The organism is Luteococcus sp. H91 (assembly GCF_038433135.1).
In the GTDB taxonomy this organism is placed as follows: Bacteria; Actinomycetota; Actinomycetes; order Propionibacteriales; family Propionibacteriaceae; genus Luteococcus.
Genome location: NZ_JBCDMV010000014.1, coordinates 141,203 through 151,304, shown reverse-complemented (window position 1 = coordinate 151,304; position 10,102 = coordinate 141,203). Strand labels below are relative to the sequence as shown.

Annotated in this window: 8 protein-coding genes and 2 tRNA genes; 5 read left to right on the top strand and 5 right to left on the bottom strand. The window is 68.7% G+C overall.

Features of this window, described 5'->3' with window-relative positions; all coding sequences use genetic code 11:
* Nucleotides 1-144: 144 nt before the first annotated feature.
* From rpmG to AAEX57_RS08825, 3 genes are all read right to left on the bottom strand, one after another.
* On the bottom strand, nt 145-315 hold the full coding sequence (gene rpmG, locus AAEX57_RS08835; RefSeq protein ID WP_342091969.1) for a 50S ribosomal protein L33: 171 nt from the start codon (nt 313-315) through the stop codon (nt 145-147).
* Between the two features lie 55 nt (nt 316-370).
* A tRNA-Met gene (locus AAEX57_RS08830) sits at nt 371-445 on the bottom strand.
* Nucleotides 446-510: 65 nt separating this feature from the next.
* Nucleotides 511-583 (bottom strand) — tRNA-Thr (locus AAEX57_RS08825).
* A gap of 203 nt (nt 584-786) precedes the next feature.
* On the opposite strand from AAEX57_RS08825, the gene AAEX57_RS08820 reads away from it, so the two are divergent.
* Both AAEX57_RS08820 and AAEX57_RS08815 read left to right on the top strand, forming a co-directional pair.
* A complete protein-coding gene (locus tag AAEX57_RS08820; RefSeq protein WP_342091968.1) occupies nt 787-3,444 on the top strand; it encodes a GNAT family N-acetyltransferase in 2,658 nt (885 codons plus the stop codon).
* On the top strand, nt 3,441-4,613 hold the full coding sequence (locus tag AAEX57_RS08815) for an acetoin utilization protein AcuC (protein ID WP_342091967.1): 1,173 nt from the start codon (nt 3,441-3,443) through the stop codon (nt 4,611-4,613). Before AAEX57_RS08820 ends, AAEX57_RS08815 begins: the two co-directional genes overlap by 4 nt.
* A 64-nt stretch (nt 4,614-4,677) precedes the next feature.
* Here AAEX57_RS08815 and AAEX57_RS08810 read toward each other — a convergent pair whose 3' ends face one another.
* Together AAEX57_RS08810 and AAEX57_RS08805 are read right to left on the bottom strand one after the other, a co-directional pair.
* Nucleotides 4,678-5,451, bottom strand: coding sequence for an SDR family oxidoreductase (locus AAEX57_RS08810; protein ID WP_342091966.1), 774 nt, complete (start codon nt 5,449-5,451; stop codon nt 4,678-4,680).
* 32 nt (nt 5,452-5,483) lie between these two features.
* Complete coding sequence (locus AAEX57_RS08805) at nt 5,484-6,692, bottom strand: acyl-CoA dehydrogenase family protein (protein WP_342091965.1); 1,209 nt, start codon at nt 6,690-6,692, stop codon at nt 5,484-5,486.
* 178 nt (nt 6,693-6,870) lie between these two features.
* Here AAEX57_RS08805 and AAEX57_RS08800 point away from each other — a divergent pair, with 178 nt between their 5' ends.
* From AAEX57_RS08800 to AAEX57_RS08790, 3 genes are all read left to right on the top strand, one after another.
* Nucleotides 6,871-7,497: a TetR/AcrR family transcriptional regulator gene (locus AAEX57_RS08800; RefSeq protein ID WP_342091964.1), complete on the top strand. Its 627-nt coding sequence runs from the start codon at nt 6,871-6,873 to the stop codon at nt 7,495-7,497.
* A 209-nt stretch (nt 7,498-7,706) separates the two neighbouring features.
* Nucleotides 7,707-9,440 (top strand): AMP-binding protein, encoded by a 1,734-nt coding sequence (locus AAEX57_RS08795; protein WP_342091963.1) that lies wholly within the window; start codon nt 7,707-7,709, stop codon nt 9,438-9,440.
* 104 nt (nt 9,441-9,544) lie between these two features.
* Nucleotides 9,545-10,057, top strand: coding sequence for a MarR family winged helix-turn-helix transcriptional regulator (locus tag AAEX57_RS08790; RefSeq protein ID WP_342091962.1), 513 nt, complete (start codon nt 9,545-9,547; stop codon nt 10,055-10,057).
* Nucleotides 10,058-10,102: the final 45 nt, after the last annotated feature.

Here is a 10,102-nt window from a genome sequence, read left to right as displayed (position 1 = left end):
GGGAGAAGGTCGGAAAAAGGGGGGGGGTTTTCCCCGGGCCCAATCCCCCTGCTGTCCACCCCTCACGTCGGCGGTGCCGGTGCCGACAACAACACACTGGCCGCCACCCGAGTGGGTGTCGGCCAGTGTGTGAAGCCTTGACGCTCAGCGGGTCTCGCGGTGAGCGGTGTGCGAGGTGCACTTGGGGCAGAACTTCTTGAGTTCCAGCCGGTCGGGGTTGTTCCGACGGTTCTTCTTGGTGATGTAGTTACGCTCCTTGCACTCGGTGCAGGCAAGCGTGATCTTGGGACGAATGTCCCCGCCCTTCTTGGCCATGGTTGTTCCTTCGTGTGCTTGGCGCGTCCTGCCGGCTGGCAGGTGTGGTCTGTCTTGGTAGCGGAGGCGGGAATCGAACCCGCGACACAGCGATTATGAGCCGCTTGCTCTACCCCTGAGCTACCCCGCCAAGTTGCTCGCGGACCTGTTCGGTCTCCCGAGCCGCTGGGTGAACGGCCGTCCGTGAACAATCAGAGCCCCCAAGCAGAATCGAACTGCTGACCTTCTCCTTACCATGGAGACGCTCTACCGACTGAGCTATAGGGGCTTGCCGACGACCGAATCTACCTGATGAGCGAACTCACTTCAAATCCAATCCCGACTTCGTCTTTCTCGACCCGTGGGCCGCGGAAGGCGACTCGCAGAACAATAGAGGAATCCGACGACGCGCACAAATCGGGCTCCTTCCCACCGGCCCACACCCCGGGACGGCCCGGTGACAAGGCGCCCATGGCCCCCTAGCCTGTGCCCATGACCAGGTCACCGGAGCCCGTCATCGACCCGACCCGCTGGGAGGCCGACGTCGTGCTGGCCGACGGCGGAATCGCCCAGCTGCGCCCCCTCACGCCGGACGACCGGCAGGCGTTGATCGACTTCTACGCCCGGGTCTCGGAGCAGTCCAAGTACCTGCGCTTCTTCGCGGCCCACCCACAGCTGACCGAGAAGGAGCTGCACGACTACACCCACTGCGACCCCGACCGGGTGGCGCTGCTGCTGGCCGTCGACGAGCAGATCGTCGCCTTCGCCAACTACGAGGTGCTGGAGCAGCTGCTGCCGGCCCGGGTGGCCAATGTCGCCTTCCTGGTGCAGGACGACCAGCAGGGCCGCGGCGCCGCCAACATCCTGCTGGAGCACCTGGCCGAGATCGGCCGGGAGTGCCGGGTGGAGCGGTTCACCGCCGAGATGCTCACCCAGAACCGCAAGATGCTGCAGGTCTTCACCCACGCCGGTTATGTGGTGCGACCGGAGATGGCCGACGGCTGCCTGCTGGTGGATTTCCCGCTGGCCGCCACCGAACGTTCCCGAGCCGTGATGGAGCAGCGCGAGCACAAGGCCGAGAGCAATGCCATCCGCGGCCTGCTGCAACCCCGACGGGTGGCGGTGGTCGGCGAGGTGATGCGGGTCAAGGACATTGCCGCCAATCTGGTGCAGGGCGGCTACCGCGGCGAGCTGGTGGTCGCCACCGGATCGGACGGCTCCGCCGAGGCCCAGGCCCGCGCCCTGGCACAGATCGACGGCGATGTGGACCTGGTGGTGGTGCGGGCCGCCACCAGCGAGCTGGAGGAATTGATCGAGCAGGCCTCCCAGAAGCACGCCCGCGGCATCCTGGTGCTGGCCAGCGACCAGTCCACCCGGCTCGACCAGCAACCCGCCCGCCAGCTCGTCTCCTGGGCGCGCACCCACGGGCTGCGAGCGCTGGGGCCGTCGGCGCTGGGCCTGGTCAACAGCGATCCGGAGCTGCGGATGAACGCCTCCCCGGCATCGGCGCCACGGGAGGGCTGCGTCGGGCTGTTCACCCAGAGCGCTGGCGTGGCCACCATCGTGCTCTCGCGCGCCCTCGAGCTGGGGATCGGGCTGAGCTCCTTCATCGCCACCGGTGCCTTCGCCGATGTCACCGGCAATGACGTGATGCAGTACTGGTCGGACGACGAGCGCACCCGGGTCTGCCTGCTGTCGTTGGATTCGGTGGGCAACCCCCGCAAGTTCTTCCGGGTGCTGCGCCGACTGGCGCTGGCCAAGCACGTGGTGGTCTTCACCCCGTCGCGGGCGCTGCTCTCCGCCCACTCGGACGTCCCGGGCCTGCCGTCGGCGCCGGCCAGTGCGCTGGACCAGGTGATCGAGCAGTCCGGTGCGATCGTGGTCAGCCGGCGCGACACGATGTACGACGTCGCACAGATCCTGGCCCGGCAGGCCGTCCCGCGTGGCCGGCGGGTGCGGGTATTCAGCAATTCGTCGGGGCTGGCCAACCAGATGCGCCAGGCCGCGGTGCGTTTCGGACTGGAACCGGGCGAGGCGGTCACCATCCACGAGCACCCCTCCACCGGCGCGCTGGAACGCGCCGCCGCCGAGGCGGTGGCGGACCCCGAGGTGGATGCCGTGGTCGCCGCCGTGGTGGAGGTGGTGGATCCGGTGCTGGAGCAGGTCCGCGACGGCCTCGCGGAACTGGCCGCCTCCAGCGGCGAGACCACCGTGGTGGGGGTCTTCGTCGGGTTCCGGGAACTGCCGCAGCCCACGACGCAGGCCGACGAAGCGGGCGGGCTGCCCTGCTTCACCGCCTATGCCGACGCCCTGCAGGCGTTGGCGCTGATCGTCGACAATGAGGAGCGGCGGGCCAGCAAGCGCCCGCAGCCGGACGACGAGGTCTACCAAGGACAGGCCCAGGTGGCCCGCTCGATCATCGCCAACATCCTGCTGGAGGCACCCGAGGGCCGGTGGGCCAGCGACGGCGAGTGCTCCGCGATCCTGGCCGCCTACGGGATCGACCTGGTGCCCTGGCAGGCGGTGCACAGCCCCCAGGCGGCCATCGAGGCAGCCGAACGGCTCGGCTGGGATGTGGTGCTCAAGGCCACAGCGCCGGTGGTCCGTGGCCGCACCGACCTGCCCACCATCCACTTCCATCTCACCGACGCCGATGCGATGCGTCGCGCCTGGGATGCGCTGGGCCGTACCGCCAACGATCTGGGGCTCTGCGACGGGGACCCGACGGTGCTGGCGCCCGTGGTGCAGGCCACCACCCAGCAGGGCACCCCGCTGGCGCTGCGCGCGATCGAGGACGAGGTGCTCGGGCCGATGCTGTGCGTCGGCGTCGCCGGGGTGCCCACCGACCTGTTGGACGACCTGGCCTGGGGCGTCCCGCCGCTGCGCCGCACCGATGCCCGCGACATGATCGCCTCGCTGCGCGCCGCCGACCTGCTGCAGGGCTACCGGGGCGCTCCCCCGGCCCGGCTGGACAGCATCGAGGACACCCTGATGCGGCTGGCCCGGCTGAAGGATGACCAGGTGGCGCTGGCGGAGATCGAACTCACCCCGGTGCTGGCCGGGCGGGACCAGACCGCCATCGTCGGGGCCCGGATGCGGATCGTGCCGCTGCCCCCCGAGCGTGATCCGCTGGCCCGGAGGGCGACATGAGCATCCCCGTCGCCCCGCCGGAAAGCCGGCCGGTGCTTGTGCACTGCGAGGAACTGGAGCGGTTCAGTTTTGGCCCGGAACACCCGATGGGGCCGGACCGGGTACGGCTCGCGGTGGAGTTGGCCGACGAGCTGGGCCTGCTGGACGGCTTCGACGTGGTGGAGCCGATCCCGGCCGACGACGACCTGCTCCGCCCGGTGCACGAGGAGAGCTACATCGCGGCCCTGAACGACGGCCTGCCGCACCCGGAGTACTGCATCGGGATCGAGGACAATCCGGTGGTGCCGGGCCTGCCGCACGTCGCCTCCCGGATCGCCGCCGCCTCCGTGACCGCCGCCCAGCTGGTCTGGGACGGCAAAACCCGGCGCGCGGTGAATGTCAGTGGTGGCCTGCACCACGCCATGCCCGGCCAGGCCCACGGCTTCTGTCTGTACAACGACGCCAATGCGGCGATCGCCTGGCTGCTGGCCAATGGCGCCACCCGGGTGGCCTATGTGGATCTGGATGCCCACCACGGCGATGGGGTGGAGAAGGTCTTCTGGGATGATCCGCGGGTGCTCACCATCTCCGTGCACGAGACCGGCCAGCACCTGTTCCCCGGCACCGGCTTCGCGCACGAGATCGGCGGGCCCGATGCCCTGGCCACTGCGGTCAACGTGGCGCTGCCCACCCACACCGGGGATCTGGACTGGCTACGGGCGCTGAATGCCATCGTCTCGCCCCTGCTGCGGGCCTTCAAACCCCAGATCCTGATCACCCAGCACGGCGCAGACCCACACCGCGCCGATCCGCTCACCCACCTGGACATCTCCATGGACGCCATGGCGCTGAGCCAGCGCGCCGCGGCCGGCTGGGCGGATCGCTTCGCCCACGGATGCTGGGTGGCGCTGGGCGGCGGCGGCTACCAGCGGGACTCGGCAGCCCGGGCCTGGGCACACCTGGTGGCCGCCGTCGGCAACCAGACGATCGACCCCACCCAACCCACCCCGCGTGACTGGGCGGAACGGGTGCGTCGAGACCAGACCTCGGCCACCATGGGCGACGAGGGTGCGGCCGCGGCCCTGCAGGACTTCCGGCTGGACGCCTTCTACCCCGACATCCCCTGCCCCGCGATCAATGCCACCTCCCGGGCCGTCTTCCCCTACTGGGATCTCCAGCCCTACCACTAGTCCTGGTCTGCGCCTGCCGCAACCACGATCCCCGAGCCTGTCGAGGGGTGTGAGTGGGCAGGTACTACCGCGGGGGCATCCGCAGGGCGCCGTCGAGCCGGATCGTCTCACCGTTGAGGTAGTCGTTGTCCACCATCTGGCAGACCAGCTGGGCGAACTCCTCCGGCTTGGCGAAACGCTGCGGGAAGGGCACCCGGCTCTGCAGCTCGGTGCGGAAGTCCTCGTTGATCCCCTCCATCATCGGGGTCCAGACCACACCGGGCGCGATGCTGTTCACCCGGATGCCGACGCCGGCCAGGTCGCGCGCCGCGGTGATGGTCAGCGCGTAGACGCCACCCTTCGATGCGGCATAGGCGGCCTGACCGACCTGCCCCTCGAAGGCCGCCACCGACGCGGTGTTGACCACCACGCCGCGCTGGCCGTCCTCGTCGACGGGCTCATTGCCGGCCATCGCCTCGGCGGCATAGGTCATCACGTGGAAGGTGCCGATCAGGTTGACCTTGATGGTGCTGGCGAACAGAGCGGGATCGTGCGGGCCCTTGCGGCCGACGATCCGGGCCGACGGGCAGATGCCGGCGCAGTTGACCGCCACCCGGAGCGGGGCCGCGGCCTGTGCGGTGGCGATCGCCTGCTGCACGGCGGCCGGGTCGGTGACGTCGACGCCGAGGTATTCGACGCCCTCGGTCTCGGCCTTGGCCTCGCGCAGTTTGTCGATGCCGGCGGGCAGGTCGATCGCGAAGACCTTCAGGCCCTGGGCGGCCAGGGCGGCGGCGGTGGCCGCGCCCAGGCCGGAGGCGCCGCCGGTGACGACGGCGGAGGCGGGAGAGGTGAAGTCCATGATCATCTTCCTTCTGTGTGGTGGTCGGCGGCTCAGACGAAGGCGGAGACGCCGGTGATGGCGCGGCCGACGATCAGGGAGTTGATCTCGTAGGTGCCCTCGTAGGTGTAGAGGATCTCCACGTCGGCCAGCAGCTTGGAGACCTCGTTCTCGGTGAGGATGCCGTTGCCACCCAGCAGATTGCGGCCGGCGGCGGCCGATTCCCGGGCAAGCCGGGTGGTGGTGGCCTTGGCCATGGCAGCGTGCGGCATGTCGAAACCGCCGTCGGTCTGCAGCCGGGCGATCTGGGCCATCATCGCCAGGGAGCAGCTGGCATTGCCGACGATCCGGGCCAGCGCCTCCTGCACCAGCTGGAAGCGGGCCAGTTTCTTGCCGAACTGCTCCCGGGTGACGACATACTCCCGGGCGCGGTCGAAGATGGCCAACTGCACGCCGGCACCCTGCCAACCCACCCAGGCGCGGGAGTTGCGCAGCATCTCATTGGTGGCGGCAAAGGAGTCGCAGCCGGGGATCAGGTTCTCGGCCGGGATCTGCACCTGCTCGAAGGTCATGTCGGCGTTCTGCATGATCCGCAGGCCGAGCTTGTTCTTGATCTTGGTGGCCTGGAAGCCCTCGCGGTCGGACTCGACGATGAAGCCCTTGACCACATTGTCGGCGGTGTCGCGGGCGAAGACGATGGCGAAGTCGCAGAAGGTGCCGCCGCCGATCCAGCGCTTCTGGCCGTTGATCACCCAGCCGTCGTCATTGCGGGTGGCGGTGGTGGCCAGCCCGCCGGCGATGTCGGAGCCGTGATCCGGCTCGGTCAGCGCGAAGCAACCGACCTTCTCGAACCTGCGCAGCCCGGGCAGCCAGGTCTGCTTCTGCTCCTCGGAACCGAGCTGGTTGAGCAGGTCCAGCACCAGCTCGTTGTGGATGCCGACCAGGGCGGAGAGCGAGACGTCGGCCCGGGTCACCTCGGCATAGGCCAGGCCCTTGAAGAGCCGACTGGCGCCGGAGAACTCCAACTCCCCCAGACCGTGGGCGGCCAGCTTGGGGAGCAGGTCGAAGGGGAACTCCTCCCGATCCCAGTACTCCCCGACCACGGGGCGGATCTCGGTCTGCAGGAAGTCGTGCAGTTCCTGGAGTCGCGCGCGCTCGCCGGGCTCGAGCATGTCGGCCACCTGGAGCAGGTCGGCCTGCGGGAAGGCAATCCCGCTCAGGTGTGCGGTGCGGGAATCGGTACCCTCAACAACTGCTGACATGGAACTTTCCTCTCGTCGTAAGGAGCGCCATCGCACCCCACGGGAAACTGCGGATCGGGCCGTGACCTCAGCTGTGAGATTGCTCACACTGTACGATCTATGCCAATACCGTACTGCCAAAGTGGGATGATGGGAAGCCCTCGTCCAGACTTTTCTTGCCCCCCCAGGAGGACCAGCCATGCCCACCACCCCGCCCGCGGCCGCCAACCCCGGCGACGACGCCGGCCCGACCCTCGCCACCCCCCGACAGCGCGAACTCTTCGACGCACTGCTGACCACCTTCCTGGCCGAGGGCTTCGCCCACTTCACGATGGATTCCGCGGCCACCCGATTCCACTGCTCGAAGTCGACGATGTACAGCCTGGGCCGCACCGCGGACGACGTGCTGCGCCGGGTGCTGATCAGCTTCTTCCGAGAGGTGGCCCGCCGAACCGACCTGGCGCTCACCCATTACCGCTCCCCGGAACGCGCCCTCCAGGCCTATTTCGAGGCGATGGGCGCCGCCCTGGAACCGGCGTCGGCCACCTTCATGCGAGACGTCGCCAGCCATCCGGCCACCCGCGGGATCTACGACACCAACACCCACCACGCCACCCAGAAGATCCGCGCACTGATCGAGCAGGGAGTACGCGAAGGGAGCTTCCGCGAGGTCCCGCTGGACTTCATTGCCGAACTGATCGAGGTCTCGATGGAACAGATCCAGCAGGGCCGACTGCAGGGCACCCACCCGTCACAGGCCTACACCGAGCTGGGCAAGGTGATCCTGTTCGGCCTGGGCGCCCGCACCGGCGAGGCCAAGGACTGAGATTTTTTCTCCGAGATGCTCGACATTTGATTTGAAATCAAAGTAGAGTGATTGTGAGAAAGCTCACAGCAGCCGCCTCGACGTCAGAGACCGCCTCACAGCCAGACACAGCGCCACAGGCAGAGGCAGCCTCACAGCGACTGGCGGCCGCACCGTGGCCTTCGCACAGTGGCAGCGCAGCCACGCACTCCCGACCGGACAGGAGCATCATGACCACCACGAATACCGAGAAGTTCCTCACCGCCCGCGACCACCTGCTCAGCGTGCGAACCGACTACGACGCGGCCAAGGCCAGCTTCGAATGGCCCCGCTTCGAGCAGTTCAACTTCGCCCTCGACTGGTTCGACCACCTGGCCACCGCCGAGGAGTCCAAGGACCGCGAGGCCCTGATCATCGTCGAGGCCGATGGCCCCGAGACCCGCCGCACCTTCGCCGAGCTGTCGCAGCGCAGCAGCCAGCTGGCCATGTGGATGCGCAGCGTGGGCGTCAAGCGCGGCGACCGGGTGATGATCATGCTGCACAACCAGGTGGAACTGTGGGAGAGCATGCTGGCCTGCATCAAGCTCGGTGCCGTGATCGCCCCGACCACCATCATGCTCGGCCCGGCCGACCTGGCCGACCGCACCGAGCGCGCCGAGATCTCCTGGGTGATCGTGAACCCGGAGGATGCCGCCAAGTTCGGTGACGTGCCCGGCGAGCTGACCATCATCCAGGTGGGCGAGGCCGAGGCCGCCCAGCAGACCCACCCCACGCTGGACTTCTCCGACTCCTTCAGCGCCCCGGCCGACTTCGTCGTCGAGGCCCCCACCATGGCCGACGAGACCCTGCTGCTCTACTTCACCTCCGGCACCACGTCGAAGGCCAAGCTGGTGGAGCACACCCACACCTCCTACCCGGTCGGGCACCTCTCCACCATGTACTGGATCGGTCTGGAGCCGGGCGACGTGCACCTGAACGTCGCCGCCCCCGGCTGGGCCAAGCACGCCTGGAGCAACTTCTTCGCCCCGTGGATCGCCGGCGCCACCGTCTTCCTGTACAACTACTCCCGCTTCGACGCTGCCAAGCTGATGCAGCAGATGTCGAAGGAGGGCGTGACCAGCTTCTGCGCGCCGCCCACCGTGTGGCGGATGCTGATCCAGGCCGACCTCTCGCAGATGCCCAACCCGCCCAAGAAGCTGATCGCCGCCGGCGAGCCGCTGAACCCGGAGGTCATCTCGCAGGTGGAGACCGCCTGGGGCACCCGGATCCGCGACGGCTTCGGCCAGACCGAGACCACCGTGCAGATCGGCAACTCCCCCGAGCAGGAGGTCAAGCCCGGTTCGATGGGCCGGCCGCTGCCCGGCATGGACGTCGTGCTGATCGACCCGGCCACCGACGAGATCGGCGACCTCGGCGAGATCTGCCTGCGCCTGGATCCGCGGCCCGTCGGCCTCACCCCCGGCTACTACGGCGATGCCGACAAGACCGCCGAGGCCTTCCGCGACGGTTTCTACCACACGGGTGACATCGCGGAGCGCGACGAGGATGGTTACATCACCTACGTCGGCCGCGGCGACGACCTGTTCAAGGCCAGCGACTACCGGCTGTCCCCCTTCGAGCTGGAGTCCGCCGTGATCGAGCACCCGGCGGTGGCCGAGGTGGCCGTCGTCCCGTCGCCCGACCCGATCCGGCTGGCCGTGCCGAAGGCCTACATCATCCTGGCCGCCGGCTACGAGCCGAATGCGGAGACCGCCGAGGCGATCCTCAAGCACTGCCGTGAGACACTTGCTCCCTACAAGCGCATTCGCCGCCTCGAATTCCACGACCTGCCCAAGACCGTTTCGGGCAAGATCCGTCGGGTCGAGCTGCGCAAGCGCGAGGACGAGATCCACGCCGCGGACGGTGGTGCCACCAGCGCCGGCCAGGAGTTCGCGGACACGGACTTCCCGTCGCTGCGCGGCTGAGCGCACCACGAGCAATGCCCGGCTCCCCGCTTCGTTCCTGACGGACGGGGCGGGGAGCCTGCGTCACCCCACCGGCCCGTGCGGCCGGGGAACAGGAGTTTGAGTTGAGTCCGCAGACCAAGCAGCGCCCGAGCGACCCGATCGCCGAGGCACAGCGGCAATGGGTGGCCCACGGCTGGGAGCATGCGGCCCCGGGTATGGCCGCTGTCGTCTCCCTGGTGCGGGTGCACCAGCTCATGATGTCGCGGATCGAGCACGAGCTGAAGCCCTTCGGGATCACCTTTTCCCGCTTCGAGCTGCTCGCCCTGCTGATGTTCTCCAGCTCGCGCGCGCTGCCGATGAGCAAGGTCAGCGCCCGGCTGCAGGTGCACCCCGCTTCGGTCACCAATACCGTCGACCGGCTGGTCAACGATGGCCTGGTGGAGCGCCATCCCAATCCCGACGACGGCCGGGGGCTGCTGGTGGGGATCACCGACCAGGGCATCGCGCTGGTGCACAGCGCCGCGGCGGTGCTCAACCAGGTCTTCACCGATCTTGGCCTGGACGAGGCCGAACGCGACCAGCTGACCGGGCTGTGCAATACCTACCGGCGGGCGGCGGGCGACCTGACCGACTGACCCTCCACCTCGGCTGGCACCAGCCCTACCAAAAAGGGTGCACCC

Coding starts and splice junctions, on each gene's coding strand:
- rpmG (WP_342091969.1), bottom strand. CDS start 315: ATGGCCAAGAAGGGCGGGGACATTCGTCCCAAGATCACGCTTGCCTGC.
- AAEX57_RS08810 (WP_342091966.1), bottom strand. CDS start 5,451: ATGGACTTCACCTCTCCCGCCTCCGCCGTCGTCACCGGCGGCGCCTCC.
- AAEX57_RS08805 (WP_342091965.1), bottom strand. CDS start 6,692: ATGTCAGCAGTTGTTGAGGGTACCGATTCCCGCACCGCACACCTGAGC.
- AAEX57_RS08800 (WP_342091964.1), top strand. CDS start 6,871: ATGCCCACCACCCCGCCCGCGGCCGCCAACCCCGGCGACGACGCCGGC.
- AAEX57_RS08820 (WP_342091968.1), top strand. CDS start 787: ATGACCAGGTCACCGGAGCCCGTCATCGACCCGACCCGCTGGGAGGCC.
- AAEX57_RS08815 (WP_342091967.1), top strand. CDS start 3,441: ATGAGCATCCCCGTCGCCCCGCCGGAAAGCCGGCCGGTGCTTGTGCAC.
- AAEX57_RS08795 (WP_342091963.1), top strand. CDS start 7,707: ATGACCACCACGAATACCGAGAAGTTCCTCACCGCCCGCGACCACCTG.